Annotated in this window: 12 protein-coding genes; 10 read left to right on the top strand and 2 right to left on the bottom strand. The window is 38.6% G+C overall.

Features of this window, described 5'->3' with window-relative positions:
* The 9 genes from DBR11_RS16110 to DBR11_RS16070 all read left to right on the top strand — a co-directional run.
* Window positions 1-3,562, top strand: a 3,562-nt coding sequence (locus DBR11_RS16110; RefSeq protein WP_108553683.1) for a SusC/RagA family TonB-linked outer membrane protein, incomplete at its 5' end; no start/stop codon positions are given.
* 10 nt (window positions 3,563-3,572) lie between these two features.
* On the top strand, window positions 3,573-5,066 hold the full coding sequence (locus DBR11_RS16105) for a RagB/SusD family nutrient uptake outer membrane protein (protein WP_158275302.1): 1,494 nt from the start codon (window positions 3,573-3,575) through the stop codon (window positions 5,064-5,066).
* Window positions 5,067-5,136: 70 nt separating this feature from the next.
* The gene (locus DBR11_RS16100) at window positions 5,137-5,949 is read left to right on the top strand and encodes a putative zinc-binding metallopeptidase (protein WP_158275301.1); all 813 of its coding nucleotides are present in this window, start codon (window positions 5,137-5,139) and stop codon (window positions 5,947-5,949) included.
* Window positions 5,950-5,951: 2 nt separating this feature from the next.
* Window positions 5,952-7,373: a TlpA disulfide reductase family protein gene (locus DBR11_RS16095; RefSeq protein WP_108553680.1), complete on the top strand. Its 1,422-nt coding sequence runs from the start codon at window positions 5,952-5,954 to the stop codon at window positions 7,371-7,373.
* A 34-nt stretch (window positions 7,374-7,407) separates the two neighbouring features.
* Window positions 7,408-9,033, top strand: coding sequence for a S8 family serine peptidase (locus DBR11_RS16090; protein ID WP_108553679.1), 1,626 nt, complete (start codon window positions 7,408-7,410; stop codon window positions 9,031-9,033).
* A 5-nt stretch (window positions 9,034-9,038) separates the two neighbouring features.
* Entirely contained in the window at window positions 9,039-10,574 is a 1,536-nt protein-coding gene (locus DBR11_RS16085; protein WP_108553678.1) for a retropepsin-like aspartic protease, read from the top strand.
* 95 nt (window positions 10,575-10,669) lie between these two features.
* Entirely contained in the window at window positions 10,670-11,527 is an 858-nt protein-coding gene (locus DBR11_RS16080; protein ID WP_108553677.1) for an alpha/beta hydrolase, read from the top strand.
* A gap of 3 nt (window positions 11,528-11,530) precedes the next feature.
* Entirely contained in the window at window positions 11,531-12,121 is a 591-nt protein-coding gene (locus tag DBR11_RS16075) for a Crp/Fnr family transcriptional regulator (protein WP_108553676.1), read from the top strand.
* A gap of 76 nt (window positions 12,122-12,197) precedes the next feature.
* Window positions 12,198-13,211, top strand: coding sequence for an NAD-dependent epimerase/dehydratase family protein (locus DBR11_RS16070; RefSeq protein ID WP_108553675.1), 1,014 nt, complete (start codon window positions 12,198-12,200; stop codon window positions 13,209-13,211).
* 42 nt (window positions 13,212-13,253) lie between these two features.
* Here DBR11_RS16070 and DBR11_RS16065 read toward each other — a convergent pair whose 3' ends face one another.
* Window positions 13,254-14,510, bottom strand: coding sequence for a Na+/H+ antiporter (locus DBR11_RS16065; RefSeq protein WP_108553674.1), 1,257 nt, complete (start codon window positions 14,508-14,510; stop codon window positions 13,254-13,256).
* Window positions 14,511-14,515: 5 nt separating this feature from the next.
* The gene (locus DBR11_RS16060; protein WP_108553673.1) at window positions 14,516-16,126 is read right to left on the bottom strand and encodes an ATP-binding protein; all 1,611 of its coding nucleotides are present in this window, start codon (window positions 16,124-16,126) and stop codon (window positions 14,516-14,518) included.
* 192 nt (window positions 16,127-16,318) lie between these two features.
* Here DBR11_RS16060 and DBR11_RS16055 point away from each other — a divergent pair, with 192 nt between their 5' ends.
* On the top strand, window positions 16,319-19,456 hold the full coding sequence (locus tag DBR11_RS16055) for an efflux RND transporter permease subunit (RefSeq protein WP_108553672.1): 3,138 nt from the start codon (window positions 16,319-16,321) through the stop codon (window positions 19,454-19,456).
* Window positions 19,457-19,565: the final 109 nt, after the last annotated feature.

The following is a 19,565-nucleotide window of genomic DNA, read 5'->3' as shown; positions in this document are numbered from 1 at the left end:
CTTTCTATGTATCCTATGCTGTTTAATTATTAATCTGTCAGCAAATGCACAAAACACAACAAATACCATTAGTATTAATGTAAAAAATGAAAAACTTTCCAATGTAGTAAAGGCTGTTAGTAAACAAGCCAAGATGCAGTTCTTTTACAATGCAGATCAATTGGATAAAAATGCAAAAATTACGGTTGCCTTAAAAAGCAAAAGCCTGGAAGTTGTTTTAAATACGATTTTAAATGGAACAGATGTTACTTTTGTGATAGACAACGGTATCGTAATCTTTAAAACAAAAACGGTCAGCACATCTGGAAAACCTTCCATTTATGCCAAGAAAATAAGACTAACCGGTAAAATAACAGATCATCTGAACAAGAATATACCTGGTGTAACCATAGAGGAAGTAGGTCAGAAAAACATGACTGCAACCGATGAAAACGGGAACTATGTATTACTGGTAGGGGAGAATAGTACGGTCCGTTTCCAGTATATGGGCTTTAAACCACAGGTTAAAACCATAACAACACTTTCAGATGTTCTTGTTTTGAACGTAAAGCTCGAAGAATCTGCACAGGATCTAGACGCAGTAGTGGTTACCGGTTATCAAAATATAGCGAAACGAGATTTCGTAGGTGCAGTTTCATCTGTAAAATTAGACGACATTAAAATTGCCGGGACAAATCAGATTGACAAATTATTACAAGGTCAACTTCCTGGCGTTGCGGTGAGTAATACATCCGGCCTTGTGGGTTCTAAACCTAAAGTGAGGGTACGTGGAACCTCCACCTTACTCGGCAATCAGGAGCCTGTCTGGGTAGTGGATGGCATCATTCAGGAAGATCCTGTCCCTTTTGATTATCAGCAGCTCAACTCCCTCGGCGCTCAAACTTCTAACGATGCCATTAAAAATCTGGTCGGCAGCACTGTCGCATTCCTTAATGTCGATGACATTCAAGATATTACTGTTTTAAAAGATGCGGCATCAACAGCCATTTATGGTGTCAAAGCAGCAAATGGTGTCATTGTAATCACCACCAAAAAGGGAAAGGTAGGGAAAACAGCTATTAATTATTCTACAAACTTCACTACCTCACAAAAGCCAAATTACGGTCAGTTTAAACTGATGAATTCTAAAGAGCGGATTGATGTATCAAAGGAAATTTATGCAAAAGGTTTGCAATTTGCCGTTACGCCCGATCCGATTTCTTACGAAGGATTATTGACGAATTTGTTTGACAAGAAGATCACACAGGAACAATTTGCTACAGGTGTAAACCGCTTAGAGACTAATAATACAGACTGGTTTGATTTATTATTTCAAACACCTATAAGCCAATCGCATAGCATCAGCATTTCCGGCGGTTCAGATAAAACAACCTATTATGGATCTATAGGCTATTTAAATGATTTGGGAAATACCAAAGGCAACGAGCAAAACCGTTATACAGCATCAGCAAACATCAACAGCAGTTTAACCGACAATTTACGTGTTGGCTTTAGGCTAAACGGATCTAAAAGTACTACAAATGGTTTTTACCAGGTTGACCCCTTTAAATATGCCTTTAATACCAGTAGAACAATTCCAGCTTATAATGACAATGGAACCCCTTATTTCTATGCTGCCCCAAACACAACATCCGGGTCGTTCAAATACAATATATTTAATGAATTGGCACAGACAGGGAACACGAATAAACTTACATCGGTTAATATGGCCGCAAATCTGGACTATAAATTTTTAAAAGATTTTACCTTCCAATCTTTGCTTGGTTATGGCTATAACCAAACTGCGGCCAATACATTTGCTTCAGAAACCTCCAATTACATCACGTTAACCAGGGGATACGAATATGGTACCGCCTTACCAGGATCGGTGGCCTATATTGGCTCTCAGTTACCTGTTGGTGGGGTTTACAATTCTTATACGATGAGCAACCAGAGTGTTACGCTAAGAAATAACCTGAATTATGCAAAACAATTCAGAGCAGGAAAAGACGGTTTAAATGTAATGGTTGGTCAGGAGATCAGAAGTTCGAAATATGATGGATTGAACCAAACGAACTTCGGTTATTTGCCAGATAGGGGTCAGTCATTTGTACAGGTACCCTTAACCATAACCAATTCAGGTAATGTTTCAGCAAATCCACTCTATTCATATACAATTCCCGTAATTACCAATCGTGTTTCTAATTACGTATCTTATTTTGGCACTGCCACCTACAATTTCGATCAGAAATATGTAATTAATGGAAATATCCGTACAGATGCTTCCAATCGTTTTGGCCAGTTTTCCAACCATAGATTTTTACCTGTCTGGTCTATTGGTGGTAAATGGAATATTGCCGAAGAACACTGGTTTGATAGCCTTACCTGGTTAAATCAAATCTCAGCAAGAGCAAGTTATGGTTTTCAAGGCAATGTAGCAGAAAACTTCAGCCCGGATTTAATTGCACAGATACCAACTGGCGCTTCATCCATAAACCCAGTTTCGGGCGAGGCCGTTTTAAATATAAAAAGCCTGGCTTATAAAGATTTACGCTGGGAGAGAAATAAAACGACTAACCTTGGTTTAGACTTTGCTCTTTTAAAAAACAGAATTTCCGGATCCTTTGATTATTACATCAAAAAGGGCTACGACATTATAGTACAAAAAACCATTCCTTTAGAATATGGCTTGCTCTCCATGCCAATCAATGCAGGAAATGTGAACAACAAGGGCTATGAATTGACACTGAATTTTGGTGCAGTAAGAACGCCTGATTTCGACTGGAATGTTAGTTTTAATACCTCAAAAACAACCAATAATGTCCTTCAATCCGGAGCAATATCGTTAACAGACTGGCAAACCGCAGTTTCAGGTGGTTTGTATAAACAAGGTTTTCCTTCATCATCCATCTGGTCATTTGATTTCGCAGGTTTAGATCACTCAAACGGTAATCCTACCTTCAATGGTTTAGATATTACAACAAATCCAGCAGCTGTTGCGGACGTTACAAAAGCAATGGTTTATTCCGGTCAGTTAGATCCTAAATTTACGGGTGGCTTAACCAATAATTTCAGATACAAATCTTTCACACTCAACACATTCCTTTATATTAGCACGGGGAATGTAAAAAGGTTGGCTCCTTTGTATTCCACAGCTACTTCAGCAAGCTCGGCACCATATCCTTTTCAAAATCTTTCGGCCGAATTGGTTAACAGATGGCGTGAACCAGGAGATGAAGCAAATACCAATATTCCATCCTTGCCAAGTGCCGGTACGCAAGCCTCAACAGGTTTAACAGTCCCAGGTACCAACGGTTACGTTTTTTCCAGAACCATGTACGATTATTCAAATGCCAGAATAGTGGATGCGAGCTTTGTAAGGTTAAGAAATGTATCCCTTGGTTATCTGATTCCAAATAAGCAAGTGACTCGATTGGGCTTAAAATCCTGTCAATTGTCCGCATCTGTAAGCAACCTGTTTTACATTGCAGATAAACGATTGAATGGTCAGGATCCAGAAGTAAACGGCAATAGCTTGCCCATTCCCCGCACCTATTCTTTAACACTTAATGTTGGTTTATAATAAGCAGATCATGAAAAAATATTTTAATATACTTACGCTTATCTGTTTAACAATAAGTGTTACATCCTGTAAAAAAGGCTTCTTAGAAGAAAGCAGTCAGGATTTAGTTCGCCCTACAACAACAGCGGCCTTAAACCAGTTGATGTCTGGTGAGGCATACGCTTTATCTCCAGCTACACCACTTAATGATTATCTGGATTTATTAACGGATGATATTCAATCCGATTATAATTCCAATACGCTTATCGTCGCAGGCTTGAATAAATACGCCCCTGTATTTACCTGGCAGCGCAATATGATTGATAAGCTCATCGAAGTTGCACCAACGGGTAATAATACCTGGTTTAATTATTATGCAAGAATCAAAGGATGTAACGTTATTTTAGATTATGTAGATCAGGTAGAAGGAACCCAGTCGGAAAAAGAAAATCTACGGGGGCAGGCTTTGGCATTAAGATCATACTACTATTTTATGTTGGTTAATCTTTTTGGAAAACCATATACCGGTGCAACTTCGAATCCTGAAACAGATTTAGGTGTTCCTCTTATTTTAACCGCCGAAGTGTCGGATGCACCTATTGCAAGATCAACTGTTAAAGCAGTATATGCACAGATAGAAAAGGATTTATTGACGTCAGTTCCCTTATTGGATGCTAATGGCACGAATAATACGGCCTATAAATTTACAGGCTCAGCTGCAAAACTTCTGCTGTCCAGACTTTATTTGTATATGGGCAACTGGGATGAAAGTTTAAAATATTCAGAGGCCACGATACAGAAAAAATCTACGCTGCAGCAATACAATTCAATTGTATCCACTACAATTCCTGCAACGTTTCCAATCTCGTATCCTATAAGTTCTCCCGAAGTGATCTGGGGATACGGAAGCTATTCAGAACTCAGTGTTATGCCATTTGGCTATGCTGCCGGATTTGCGGCTAAAGCTGCATTCTCTATTTCAGATGCTTTTATAAGTACCTATGAAACGGATGATCTGCGATTAACCTATAGTTTTAGAAATGCGGGTTATTTTACTGCTACATCAACAGTAACCTATAAAGCTAGTTCTGGAAAATATAATGCGGCTCTGGCTTCAGCAAGCAATGGGAAAGCTTTCAGAACAGCCGAGGCCTACTTAAACCGTGCAGAGGCAAACATCCAAAAAGCAATTGCTGGCGATGCTTCAGCGGTGTCTAGAGCTTTGGCCGATATTAATCTTTTACGCTCCAATAGAATTAAAACTGCTGCATATGTACCAATTAACATTACGGATCCGCAAGCTTTATACACCTATTATAAAGCCGAAAGAAGACGAGAATTGTGCCTGGAAGACCATCGCTGGTTTGACTTACGCCGTTGGGGAATGGAACCTTTAACACATACTATACAACTCGTTACAGGTTCGCCACAAACCGTTACACTTAGTCAAGATGATAGCCGGTTTACATTGGATATTCCTACTGAAGCACTAAAGCGCAATCCAAACCTGATTCAAAATCCATAATGCTAAATTCAAATAAAAGATGAAAGCTTTAAAATATTTAATTCTTATTACAACACTAAGCGTCGCAATAATGGGATGCAAGAAAAAAGAAGATGATTTAATTCCTTCTAAAATTAAGGCGCAATACCAATTACCACAAGGCAATCACGATTACGATCCGACTTTGGTAGAGCTAAATAAGAAATATGGTTCCTTTTTCCTTTACAAATTTAGTCCTGTTGATTTTGCTGCAAATCCGGTATATGTTTCGGGTGGATTTAACGAAATTTATTTAGCAGATATTGCTGATGAAGCTTATGTAGGTAAAGTTTTAACTTTTGTGCAAAAAAATTGGTTAAACTATTATCCTGATGCTTTTTTGAAAGCGAACCTTCCATTTAAGGTCTTATTAGGTCAGAATCTAAGGTTAAAATCAACTCCAACCACAACGTACATGGTGTTATCCAACTATAATCAAATGACGCTGAGTAATTTTTCAGCTAGCTTTGATGCAATGACCGATGCGCAAAAGAAAACTTATGTAAATAATTTACATACAGAGTTCTTTAACTCCATTTATAACCGTGGCAAATTGGATGTACCAGCAGACTTCTTAACAGTTACTAATTATACTCAAACGGGTGTACTTCCAACCAATATGTATCTATACGGCATCTTATCTTATATCATTATGTACCAAGATAACAGGCCGACAAAAGATTTTATGTCTTATATCTCTGCTATTACCTCAAAAACGAAAGCAGAACTTGATGCCAGTATATTAAGCCCATCAAATGATGTGAATGGATTGGTTAAAAAGAAATACAACATCATTATCAACTATTACAAAACGAAATACAATATAGACTTGCAGGCGATAGGGAATGCCGGCGTAATTAACTAGATATGAGAATAAGGATCTTAGTTTTACTAACTGCAATATTGTTTGCAATCCCTGCTGCATATTCTGCGAAGATTAAGGGAAGCAGGATAGGGGCAACGGAAAAATCGTCTGGTTTTTTTGTAGAAGCATATACTGCCAAAGGCAGGGTATTGTTCAAATCATTGAAATTTAATGAAAAAGGGGAATTCAATTTAGAATTCCCCAACAATGAAGTTCTGATTTATTGGATAGATAATTTTCCAGTTTACGTTAGGCCAAACGATGACCTTGAAATCATTTTGCCTGAAAAGGGAAATTCAGCCTTTGTTATAGGAGGTCCAACAACACAAACCGCTGCAACTCCAGCCTTAGTAACAGAAAATGAGGTAAAGATGGCTGGAAAACCATCTATCAACAATCTATTGATCAATCAAATCAATACCAGCTGGAGTTCCTTTGGGAAAAACACTGGACAACAAACTGTTGCAACCATCAATAATCAATACCGTATTGGAAATAAATTGATTGAAGATTCCAAAGATCCAGGTTTAAATAACATGGCTAAATACTACAACAATATACGTTGTCTGGAGTCTAAACTGCAATATCTGAGAACCCATCCAGCAGAAAAATTGGATAAAAGCTTTTTCGATGTAGCATCCAAAATTTCATTGAACAATCCTAGTATCAATTCTTTCAAACCTATCGGAATAAGAGCTCTGGTTGCCAATTACTATATGTTTTTGAAATTAAGCGAGGGTGCAAATGTAAAAGATGAGGACTTGACAGACAATGCCTCCCTTGGCAGAATGCGGTATCTGCTTAAAAATGTAAACAATGAAAGGGTAATCAACGAAGAACTGAACCAAAGCATCGTTTACCATTTATCTATAAAAGGTTGGAATCCCGAATTGGATAAAATTATGGCCTCCGCACTCAGTAAAGTTACAGATCCAGAGGTTAAAAAAAATCTAAGTAGTTTGAGGGATAATTACAGTAAAGTTTCAAAGAATTCAAAAGCACCAGATTTCGCCATACCCGATGCAACAGGAAAATTGGTAAACCTTCATGACTTTTCGGGTAAAATTTTAGCCATTGATGTCTGGGCAACCTGGTGTATCCCATGTATGCACTCCCTTCCTTACTTTTTAAACCTCCGGGAAAAATACAAAGACAATCCGAACGTAGTGTTTATGTCTATTTCTATTGACAACGAGGCTTCAAAGGACAAATGGCTCAATTTTCTACAATCCAAGAATATGAATGGAGTAGATTTGCATGCTGGGGATAAACGTTCATACTCCTTTGAAAAAGCCTACAACATCACGGGTATTCCAAGATATATCCTGATAGACCGCGAGGGAAAAATAATAGAAGACCATGCGGTCCAGGCCTCAGAACCAGCTTATGAAGCGTTGATTGAAACTGCATTAAAATCTAAATAGACGCACAATTATTACAAACTAAACCATCATTAAAATGAACAAATTGTTAAGACCTTTATGGGTCTTGTTGCTACCGCTTTGTTTAAATGCGCAGCAAAAAACTGGCTTTACAGCAAAAGAAAAAAAAGCGCTCTTTGAACACCACCCACAAAACTGGCACTTGCTTTCTTTTGAAACGGACGGGGTATATGGAACCGGAGTTAACAAGGCTTATTCAGAATTACTAAAAGGTAAGCAGGGTAAGAAAGTAATTGTAGCTGTCATTGATGCTGGAGTAGACATAGCGCATGAAGATCTAAAATCGGTGATCTGGACCAATACCAAAGAGATTCCAGGTAATGGAATTGACGATGATCATAATGGTTATGTAGATGATGTTCATGGCTGGAACTTTTTAGGATCTGCAGATGGGAAAACGAATATAGAATTTGCCACCAGCGAAGATGACCGTGAATATGTCCGTTTGAGTAAACTATATGAGCATAGAGATACGACAAAACTGAATGCAGCCGACCTGAAATATTTTAATCTGGTAAAGCGCAAATCTGCCTTGGCTCAGGCAAAAAGGAATACAGAATTAGTGACTAAAATGGCAGCAAATATCGATTCAATCGATCGCTATCTAAGAAAAGTATATCCTAATAAAGTAATAACGATTCAGGCGTTATACGACACGAAACCTGAATTTGCTGAAGACAAAGAAATGATTTTACTATATGAGCTTTTGAAAATGAGGGCTCAGGGCAACAAATACAGTAATGATCTGCCTGTAAACATCACCTACAAATTAGGTCCCTTTATGGTTAGTAATTCCATCAACAATTATCAGCAGCAATTGGTTAGCTCTTCAAAAGATGGACGCGCAGTGGTGATGGCCGGACTAAAACCAGGGCAAAACTGGGGCAATAACCAGCTTAGTTTCAAAAATTCAGACCATGGTACACATGTAGCAGGGATTATCGGGGCCGACAGGACCAATACTATTGGAGTTGAAGGAATTGCAGATCACGTAGAAATCATGCCAATCCGGGTAGTCGTTCCCCAGGGTGATGAGTATGATGAAGATGTAGCCAAAGCCATCCGTTATGCAGTAGACAATGGAGCACAATTGATCAACATGAGCTTTGGAAAACGACTTTCACCACATAAGGAATTGGTGGATGAGGCCATTCGATATGCAGAAAAGAAAGATGTTTTAATTGTGCGTGGTGCTGGAAATTTCACAGAGAACACAGATCAGTATGTTTTTTATCCCTCGCAGTTTTATAACAGTGGTAAAAAGGCGGAGAATGTAATTACGGTTGGCGCTACCAGTCCATTTGGTGAGATTATGGGATTTTCCAATTTTGGAAAGAACTCTGTTGATCTCTTTGCACCCGGTTTTGATCTATATTCTACCATGGTGGGTGGAAAGTATTCTGGCATGCACGGTACCAGTGTAGCTTCTCCTGTAGTTTGCGGTATTGCTGCCTTGATCCGTTCGTACTATCCAAAACTATCCGCGCCAGAGGTTAAAAATATACTCATGCAAACTGTAACCAAGGTTCCGGAAGAGTGGCAGGATAAACAAAAATTACAGAACATTTCTATTTCAGGTGGAATTGTAAATGCTTATGAAGCATTAAAACTGGCTGGGGAATTATCTAAACAAACCAAATAATCAGGATGAAGAAGATATTATTTATAGGATTCTTACTATTTGTACAATATGGCTTTGCCCAACAGCAACCCACCGACGTACAGATCAGATATGCATTGAACCTTTTTGGACAAAATTTAAAAAAACACAACATCAAGAGCATTTCAGATGTCTTGGATGAAACCTTCCACGTTGCGGAATACCGGGACAGGGACCTGACCAATGTTTTACCACAACTCATTAACCCGGTAGTTCTGGATACGGTTTATTTTGAGCCGATTGTAAAAAAGAACGATAAAATTTATGCTAAGATGGTGGCCGTTCCCAAAACTGGCCCAAAAATGCAGTCCTGGCTTAGGATGAATAATTTTTTAGCTTTTGAACGGATTGGTCATTTTGAGCAATTAATGGGTTTACAAGATCCTGTATTCCAGGAGCTCCAACCTGCAAAACTACTCGCAAAAACGGCCCTTACCCGTTCCTCAGGCCTAATGTTTGTTGAAGTATCTATTACAGGCAGTGACAAAAGATACAACTTCTTGTTTGATAGCGGCGCAGGAGCAACCACCTTAAGTGAAGGTTTGGCCACTAGCTTAAATCTCAAAGTCAATCAGAAAGCAATTGATATCAAAACGGCAGGTAACGCTGGCCAGTTTAAGACGATTGATACGCTCGGGTTAAACATTGCAGACGTAAAAGTGAGAGGGAAACAAGTTGTTGTTGCAAATTTAAGCAATTTACAAGCAGCAGTTGGACATCAATTGGATGGAATCATTGGATTTGATCTTTTAAAAGATTACCAGATTGCTGTAAATCTGGATGATCGTGAAATGAGTATTTACAATTTTGGTTACTTTGAACCTATAGGGAAAAACATATTGCCCATACAATTAACCAATAACATTCCCAAAGTGAATGTGAAATTGAAAGTAGATGGAGTAGATTATCCAACCAAATTAACTTTTGATACTGGTGCCGGAGGTTCTATCTATGGTAACTATTTTCTAAATGCCTATACGCATGGACTAGTAGATAAATTGAAATATAAAAGCACCTCAGCTTCAATGGATTTAAACAGTCAGATCAGTAAATCCGAAATAGGGTTAATTGATGAGATTGAAATTGCTGGTATGCCATTATCCAATCCCAGTATAGCTTTAGATTTGCCTGCTGAGCAGCCCGCTTATGGTTTCACTCAACATGGTTTATTAGGCATGTCATTAATTGGCAGATTTAACTTGTTATTCAATTACAATTTGAACTATATCGAATTAAAACCAAATAAAACATTTTCTACTCCTTTGGTTCCTCTGTATATTTTGGGCCTTGGATTTAAACAAGAGGGCAATAAATATATACTAAAACATGTAGACGAGAAGGGAACAGCCTATCAGGCTGGGTTAAGAACAGGAGATGAATTATACTTCATTAACAAGATTAAGCCAACATCTGTTGATCAGATTACACAGGAATTAAGAGGTTTGGCCAAAAACGCTATAGTCATTGAAGTGATCAGAAAGCAAAAGACAATGAAATTTGATTTGAAGAAGCTATCTATTTAGTCTTTTATTTAACTCAATTGAACGGGCAGATGATTTCATCTGCCCGTTTTTATTAATGGCTAAGATCTTTTTTATAGCTTTACAGCAATCGAACTATGAAAAGACGAGTACTACAAACCCTATTTCTATTTTTTATCTCCAGCACTATTTATGCCCAGGAGAAGACTCAACCTTTAACTATTGGTGTTACCACGCTGTTAGAATCCAAAGAATTGGGTGAAACCCGCAAAATTAACATCTACCTGCCAGAGGACTATAAAGAAACGGATACAATTAAATACCCGGTAATTTACATACTTGATGGCGGTCTGGAAGAAGATTTCATTCACATCACAGGAATAGTGAGGTACAATACCCAGCCTTGGGTAAACCGATCTCCAAAATCTATAGTTGTAGGAATAGAGAACACCAACCGCAGAAGAGATTTTACCTTTCCAGTGCCTAACCTCAATTTTCTAGAAAAAATGGGCTTTAAAAAAGAACAGTACCCGCAATACGGAGGCTCTTTTAAATACATCAGTTTTTTGGAGAAAGAACTGCAGCCTTTTATAGACAAAAATTATAAGACAAGCCATTTCAACACCATAATTGGCGAATCCTTAGCGGGTCTCTTGGCGTCCGAAATCTATACCAATCATAGAACCTTATTTAATAACTATATGATTATAGCCCCAAGCTTGTGGTGGGGAAATGAAGTCTTAATAACAAAACTGAAATCGGCTAAAGATCAAGACTCCAGACATATGGTCTATATCGCTGCCTGCAACAAAGACGAAGATGTAGTTATGTATAATGATGCGCTGCAATTTAGTAAAGCAGTTCAAAAAGTCGCAGGAAAAAACACCTCTATATTTTTTGACTATTTGCCTCAGGAAATCCATTCGACTGTAATACATCAGGCGGTATACAATGCCTTCAAGTTATTTTATCCCAAAACAGAATATCAGAAATAAAATATGGCTGAAGAAAGTCCGATCAACAAGCTTCTGGCATTTATAAAAACCAGAGTAAACCTCACGGAGGATGATGTACGCCTTATTGACGATTCTTTTGAACCTGTTTTGTTCCCTAAAAACAGAATAATTGAAGAACAGGAAGTAGTACCAAAATACATCTATTACATTATTTCTGGTTATCTGAGATTGTTCCATTATAATGATCATGGAGATGAAATTACCTCACATATCAATTGCCCACCCGGCTTCATCACTTCTTACAGCAGTTTTATCAATCAAAAGAAATCCACGGAAAACCTGGAAAGCATTACAGAATCTGAGTTACTAAGAATAACCAAAAAAAATCTTGACAGGCTTACGCTAAAAAGTACAGCAATGAAGGATTTTAGTATTTCAATCTTCCAGCAATCTATTGAGTACAATGAAAATCGCTCTAAGGAATTAGCCACACTAACAGCAGAACAACGTTACAGGAAACTGATGGTCAATTTTCCAGACATCTTACATAATGTACCTGTAGCTTACATTGCATCTTTTTTAGGGATGAAACCAGAAAGCCTAAGTCGCATACGCAGAAAAGTAGCAAACTAATAGTATTAACTAACAAAAGTCAAGTATAAACAAATTTCTACTGTTGAATTTTGTGTTGTGATTTAAATATAAAATTATGGCACAGAAAAATTTAGCATTGGTTTCAGGAGCCAATGGACATTTGGGAAATAACCTGGTCAGACTACTGCTTAAAAAGGGCATCCCAGTTAGAGCAAGCGTAAGAAATATTAGCAATAAAATTCCATTTCATGGATTGGACTGTGAAGTTGTTGAAGCTGATATCACTGACAAGGCATCTTTTGTAAGAGCGCTGCAAGGAGTAGAAACCTTCTATGCAGTTGGGGCATCATTTAAACTATGGGCAAAAGATCCTCAAAAGGAAATATACGATGTAAACCTACAGGGCACAAGAAATACAATGGAGGCTGCCGCTGAAGCGGGAGTAAAAAGAATTGTCTATGTCAGTTCTATTGCAGCATTAGATTACACCAGTTTACCGGCAAAGGAGAGCAGTGGTTATAATAACGATCGGAGAGACATGTATTACAATTCAAAAAATGATGGTGAACAGCTGGCATTAGAACTAGCCAGACAGTTCGGCATTGAATTGGTTGTCGTTATGCCATCCGCAATGATTGGAGGAGTAGCGTCTTTACCATTAAATGTTTCCTATGGCGTCTTAAAACTGATCTTGAATAAACAGATCCCGGTTGACACCAAAATAACCATGAACTGGATAGATGTTAATGATGTAGCCGAGGGATGTTACTTAGCGGCTATAAGGGGAAGAAATGGGGAGCGTTACATTTTAGCCAATGAGAAGTGCATGACCATAACAGATACCACAGCACTGGCAAAGAACTTACATCCGGAATTAAAATTAAAGGTGCCCGGTACGGTACCAAAACCAGTTTTATTTGCCATAGCCTGGCTAATGGAACTTTTAGGAAAATGGGGAAATAAAGCACCGTTATTAACCAGAAAAGACATTGCTATGTTTTCTGGATTACTGCAAAATTTCGACATTTCGAAAGCACGTAATGAACTGGGGTTTAACCCGGTTAATCCTCAGCAAGCGGTAGAAGAAGCTTTACATTATTTACTACAACATAAGTCGCTTTTGAATTAAAATGATTGGGGATTAAGGAAGCATTAAATAGCTCAAGAAAATTTAAGCTTTCTTTTTATCTATTTTTAAAGCTCTTACAATCCAGGGCAGGGAGATACCCTGTCCAATTAAAGTAAAAAGTACTACCAGAATAGACAGAAAAATAATGGCTTCCCTTTGCGGAAATGGAGTACCATCATTAAGCGCTAATGGTAAACCGAGCGCAATGGCAAGTGAAACGATTCCACGCATCCCAGACCAGCCTATAATCAAACTATTTTTAAAGTCTAGCAGTGCTTCTTCTTTAATCCGGGTTTTGGGGTGTAAAAAACCTTTCTTCAGATTCCACTGCTGAAGGAAGATACGCCCCATTCTCAGTAAAAGTGCCACTATTGTGATAATGAAGGCATAGCCAACATAAGGAAGGATCAGTTGATGGTCAATATGTTTGTACAGATAGGGAAATATTAAACCTATTAATATAAAAACAAGACCGTTCAAAAGAAACACTATAATATCCCAGATATTTTTGGAGGTCTGTTTAAGATTTTCAGGAAATACAGAACGGCTGAGTTTGGAGATACCTAAGCCAAGAACAACCACCGCAATTACACCAGACACTTTGATCTCTTCAGCAATCAGATAGGTCACAAAAGGCATTAATAACATAAAGCTAATAACGACAAGGTGATTGTCTTTCGTCATTTTCAAAACAACCGATAGTAATTTGACCATAACCAGCCCCACCAATAAACCACCCCCCAACAGGAACAAAAACTGTAATGATGCTTGCCAGAATATGAAGGAAGTTCCCGTTACGGCTGCAACAGCAAAGCGATAAGCAACCAGAGCTGAGGCATCATTGATTAAGCTTTCTCCTTCAAGTATAGTAAGCGTTTTATGAGGAATACCCAAGCCCTTAGTAATACTCATAGCAGCAACTGCATCTGTCGCAGACAAAATCGCTCCAAGTACAAAGGCTAAAGGCCAGGTCATTTCCGGGATAAATAAATGCGCTATATAAGCGATACCCACCGCAGATAAAAAAACAAGCCCGATGGCCAATGTACTAATCGTATTGAAATTGGTTTTAAATTGTTGCGGAGAGATATTGAAAGCCGCATCATAAAGCATTGGGGGAAGGAAAATAAGAAATACAACATCTGGTCTTAAAGAAACCTCAGGAAGGTTAGGAATAAATCCAATTCCAATTCCTGCACTGATCAACAGGATAGGGTATGGAATACGGATTTTATCGGCGATAGCCGAAAGTCCAATCATCATGGCAAGAATAAAGATGATAACACTATAATTCTCCATAGTCGCTATTGGATAGTTAATGGTAGTGTAAAGAAAAATGTTGAGCCCTCGCCACTTTTACTTTCCACCCATATTTTACCACTATGTCGTTCAACAATTTCTGCACTCAAATACAAACCAATTCCAAAACCGGAAATATTCTGTGTATGGTTACTTTCCACCCGATAAAACCGTTGAAATAATTTATCTACATCAGTTTGTTGTATGCCTATGCCTTCATCTTTTATACTAACCTGTACTTCAGCATGTTTAATTTCGCAATTAATTTCAATGTGTTTTCCCTTAGGAGAGTATTTTACGGCGTTACTGAGTAGATTCGAAATTACCGATCCTATTTTATCCCGATCCGCATATATAGTTACGGGCTGGCAATTGGAAAGAGACAAAATATGTCCGTCATCAACATGCACGGTCTCTTCCACAATATCTCGGATCAGCGTATCCAGCTGAAAATTGTCTTTATGGAGTTGGATTTTCCCAGACTCCAGACGAGAAATATTCAAAAATCCATTGATCAGCGTGTTCATCTTTTTTACCTGCCCAAGTGCTCGTTCCATGGTATTGATTACGAACGTATCTTCGGTTTGTATTAGTTTAGCTTTTAATAATTGAACGTAACCAGTGAGGGAAGTTAATGGTGTTTTAAGTTCATGGCTAACCATTCCAATAAAATCATTTTTACGAAGTTCATCTAACTTTTGTTCAGTAATTTCGATCAGAAGACCTGAAAAATGATTCAAATTTCCATTTGAATCTGGATATAGACGACCAAAAACCCGTAGCCAGCGATTTTTCTGATCATAACGTCCATAGACTGGATATTCAACATTAAAATACTCATTTCTGGTAAGCGTGCCCTGGAGCATATCCCTAACTTTTCCCCTGTATTCTTCAGCGATATTTGAAATGGCATCTTCAGCAGTCATAACATCGCTCAAACGATAGCCATACAACTCCTTCATTCTATCTGAGGCAATGAATTGTTTGCTGTTTTTGTCCATATTCCATGTACCTGCATTAGCCGCCTCAATAGAAAACCTTAACATACTTTCTGCCTTTTCGGTCTTCTTTCTCGAACGTTCCTGCTCTTTTAGGGTATTCTCGATTTTTTGGACATTAATTACTTTTTCAGTTGTTTCTGAACAGATAACCAAAACACCACCAGGTCTGCCAGAATCATCATCTACTTTACTATAACTAAAGGTCCAGTATACATCTTCCAGCCGATTATTACGATAAATAGGTATCAGCTGATCCTCGCTCCAGGTAGATGGACCTCCCTGCATCACCTGGTCAATCATTGGCTTAATTACTGGCCAAATTTCTGGCCAGCAGTCTGCTCCATGTTGTCCTAAAGCTGATGGATGTTTTCCTTCGTTACCCAGACTTGGTCGGTAAGCATCGTTATAAAACTGGATCAATTCGTTACCCCACCATAAAAACATAGGAAATTTTGACTTCAGCATAATACCTATTGTGGTCAACAAACTTAGAGACCAGTTTTTTGGATCGCCCAAAATTGTTTCAGACCAGTTATACGCTCTGGTGAGTCTTCCCATCTCACCACCATCTTTTAAATATTGAAGATGAGGCTTTGCATTCAGATTTTGAGGCATTTTGAATTGTATAGCTTATGTGACGGATAAAGATAAATATTTCTATAATAGAATAGTCCTTGAGTTAAAATCAGTTCGATAATACTCTTGCTTTGAAAAACTATTGTTACACACCGGAGTTAGCACATTTTCGGGCGCTCTTTTTGCACGTAAAAAAATAAATCGACAAAGGATTATGTTTATATTTATTCTATGCTCAGAAAGTTTATAGAGAGGCCGGTACTAAGTACCGTTATTTCAGTGCTCATTGTATTATTGGGCATATTAGGTCTGGTGAAGTTGCCTATTGCGCAATACCCCGATATTTCTCCTCCCACAGTCCAAGTCTCAGCAACTTATGCCGGAGCAAATGCAGATGTAGTATTAAAGAGCGTAATCGTTCCATTGGAACAGCAAATTAATGGGGTAGAAGGGATGACCTATATTACCTCTTCTGCCACAAATACGGGTACAGCATCTATTAGTGTTTTCTTCGGAGTCGGCACAAATCCGGATCAAGCTGCCGTTGATGTACAGAACAGGGTGTCGGCGGCAACCAGTTTGTTACCACAAGACGTTATTAAAGCTGGTGTTACCGTCCGTAAACAGCAGAGCAGCAACTTGCTGATCATGTCTCTCTACAGCGACAATCCTGCCTATGATCAAACTTTCCTTCAGAACTATGCGGCGATTAATATTATCCCCCAATTGCAACGTGTAAATGGAGTAGGGGCGGCAAGTGTTTTCGGTTCTGCAATGACCTATTCTATGCGGATTTGGTTAAAGCCTGATGTGATGCAGATATATGGGGTTACAGCCACTGATATATCCAATGCCATAAATGAGCAAAACCAAGATGCCGCACCAGGTTATTTTGGAGAAAATGATCAACAGACTTTTCAATACGTCATTACCTACACCGGTCGTCTTCAATCTCCTGAAGAATTTGGAAACATTATTGTTAAATCCACAACAAAAGGACAATACTTAAGGCTAAAAGATCTGGCCAGGATAGAACTCGGAGCACAAACCTACACAGGTTCCACTGCTACCGATGGAAAGCAATCTGTAGGCATATCGATTAGCCAGACACCGGGCAGCAATGCAAGAGACGTTATCAATAAATCCAAATTAGTCCTCGAAAAGGCCCAGAAATCTTTTCCTGCGGGCATCAAATCACTTTACCTGGTTGATGTCAATCAGTTTTTGAATGCGTCAATTGATAAAGTGGTCCATACACTTATTGAATGTTTTCTGTTGGTGTTTTTGGTGATCTTTATCTTCCTTCAGGATTTTAGATCGACCATTATCCACGGAATTTCTGTTCCGGTAGCCATCACAGGGACATTCTTCTTCCTATATCTCTTTGGGTTCAGTATTAATCTACTCACTTTATTTGCACTGGTGCTCGCCATTGGTATTGTTGTGGATGATGCGATTGTAGTTGTAGAAGCTGTGCACGCTAAATTAGAAAGCGGTTATAAATCGCCAAGAAAAGCTGCAATTGATGCCATGAGTGAAATTTCAGGAGCAATTGTATCTATTACTTTAATCATGGCTGCAGTATTTGTTCCGGTTACTTTTATAAGTGGATCAGCTGGTGTCTTTTATAAACAATTCGGGATTACCCTGGCTATTGCTATTGTCATATCGGCCATAAATGCACTTACACTTTGTCCGGCATTGGCTGCTCTATTTTTAAAGCCTCCTTCGCACATTAAGGAACAGGAAAATAAAACACTCATGCATCGGTTCGGTGTTAGTTTCAACGCTGCTTATGATGGACTTACCAGCAAATACGCCCGTGCTGTAAAATTCCTTATGGCAAAAAAATGGATTGTTGTTGTAGCCATAGGTCTATTTATTACCGCTTTTTATACCTTAATGAAATCTACGCCTTCAAGCTTTGTGCCTAGTGAGGATATGGGGACTATCTTTGTCAACATTACGCTCCCCCCAGGATCCACTATGGATAGGGTTAAGACTGTAGCAATCAAAGTAGATTCTATTTCCAGAACAATTCCTGAAGTACAAAATACCATGCGTACCATGGGACAGAATTTCATAGGTGGAAGTGGCAGTTCCTATGGTATGGTGATCCTCAGACTTAAACCCTGGGACCAGCGGCCAAAGATGAGTAATAATGCTGTTATTAAAGAGCTTACAAAGAAGACCGCAAACATAAAAGAAGCCAGTATTTTATTCATGTCACAGCCAACGATAACGGGTTTTGGAACGAGTGGTGGTTTTACTTTTCAGCTGGAAGACCAGGGAGGCCATACCACAGATCAGTTTTACGGCGTAGCAAAAGAGTTTTTAGCCCAGTTAAACAATCAACCAGAAATTCAATACGCTTCAACTTCATTTAACCCTAATTTCCCTCAATATCAAATGAGTGTGAATGTGGCGAAATGCAAAGATGCAGGGGTTTCTGTTTCAGATGTATTGGGTGCTATGCAGGCTTTTTATGGCAGTTCATATACTTCCAACTTTAATGAATTTGGCCAGCAATATAGGGTGATTATCCAGGCAGATACAAATTACAGGGCAAATCCCCAAGGTCTTAACCGGATTGGAATTAAAACCAGCAGTGGCTTGATGACACCAATTACTGAATTCATTACCCTCAAAAGAGTTTACGGGCCAGAAAATGTAACCCGGTTTAACCTATATAGTTCTATGTCTGTAAGTGGGTCACCAAATGACAACTACAGCACAGGACAGGCGCTGCAAGCCATTCAAAGGACAGCAGATAAGTATTTACCTGCAGGCTATGGCTTCGAATATTCAGGCATTAGCCGGGAAGAACAAAATGCCGGTTCACAGACGCTCTATATATTCATTCTATGTCTCGCATTCGTTTATCTATTGTTAAGTGCCCAGTATGAAAGTTATTTGCTTCCACTCGCAGTACTATTTTCCTTACCTGTAGGTTTATCCGGGGTATTTGTATTTGCGAAATTTTTTGGCCTGGACAATAATATCTATATGCAAATTTCTTTAATTATGCTGATCGGTCTTCTGGCTAAAAATGCAATCTTGATGATTACATTCGCTATTGAAAGAAGAGAAAAGGGGATGAGCATATTAGATTCAGCGATAGAAGGCGCCAAAGCTCGTCTAAGACCTATTCTGATGACCTCTTTTGCATTTATATTCGGTTTAATGCCGTTAATGTTTTCCAGCGGGGTAGGCGCTAATGGTAATCGTTCAATAGGTACAGGTGCTATTGGTGGAATGCTGTTTGGTACATTGCTTGGCGTGTTCGTTGTCCCTTCTTTGTTTGTGATTTTTCAAACACTGCAGGAGAAATTGAGAGCAAACAAAGTGACCGAAGAAGAAGAAGCTTAAAATCTTAGGAAAGAATACATAAGAATGATTGTTAATCATATACATTCTTTCCTATATTAGGTATAATAACGTCCCTGATATTTAGGGACGTTATTTTTCATTATTTATG

The organism is Pedobacter sp. HMWF019, from assembly GCF_003061025.1.
GTDB lineage: Bacteria > Bacteroidota > Bacteroidia > Sphingobacteriales > Sphingobacteriaceae > Pedobacter.
The sequence above is the reverse complement of the archived record's forward strand: the minus strand, read 5'-3'. Positions and strand labels throughout refer to the sequence as shown.

What these genes read in the sequence shown, in the direction of transcription:
- DBR11_RS16105 (WP_158275302.1), top strand. Translation starts at nt 3,573, where the DNA reads ATGAAAAAATATTTTAATATACTTACGCTTATCTGTTTAACAATAAGT.
- DBR11_RS16100 (WP_158275301.1), top strand. Translation starts at nt 5,137, where the DNA reads ATGGGATGCAAGAAAAAAGAAGATGATTTAATTCCTTCTAAAATTAAG.
- DBR11_RS16095 (WP_108553680.1), top strand. Translation starts at nt 5,952, where the DNA reads ATGAGAATAAGGATCTTAGTTTTACTAACTGCAATATTGTTTGCAATC.
- DBR11_RS16090 (WP_108553679.1), top strand. Translation starts at nt 7,408, where the DNA reads ATGAACAAATTGTTAAGACCTTTATGGGTCTTGTTGCTACCGCTTTGT.
- DBR11_RS16085 (WP_108553678.1), top strand. Translation starts at nt 9,039, where the DNA reads ATGAAGAAGATATTATTTATAGGATTCTTACTATTTGTACAATATGGC.
- DBR11_RS16080 (WP_108553677.1), top strand. Translation starts at nt 10,670, where the DNA reads ATGAAAAGACGAGTACTACAAACCCTATTTCTATTTTTTATCTCCAGC.
- DBR11_RS16075 (WP_108553676.1), top strand. Translation starts at nt 11,531, where the DNA reads ATGGCTGAAGAAAGTCCGATCAACAAGCTTCTGGCATTTATAAAAACC.
- DBR11_RS16070 (WP_108553675.1), top strand. Translation starts at nt 12,198, where the DNA reads ATGGCACAGAAAAATTTAGCATTGGTTTCAGGAGCCAATGGACATTTG.
- DBR11_RS16065 (WP_108553674.1), bottom strand. Translation starts at nt 14,510, where the DNA reads ATGGAGAATTATAGTGTTATCATCTTTATTCTTGCCATGATGATTGGA.
- DBR11_RS16060 (WP_108553673.1), bottom strand. Translation starts at nt 16,126, where the DNA reads ATGCCTCAAAATCTGAATGCAAAGCCTCATCTTCAATATTTAAAAGAT.
- DBR11_RS16055 (WP_108553672.1), top strand. Translation starts at nt 16,319, where the DNA reads ATGCTCAGAAAGTTTATAGAGAGGCCGGTACTAAGTACCGTTATTTCA.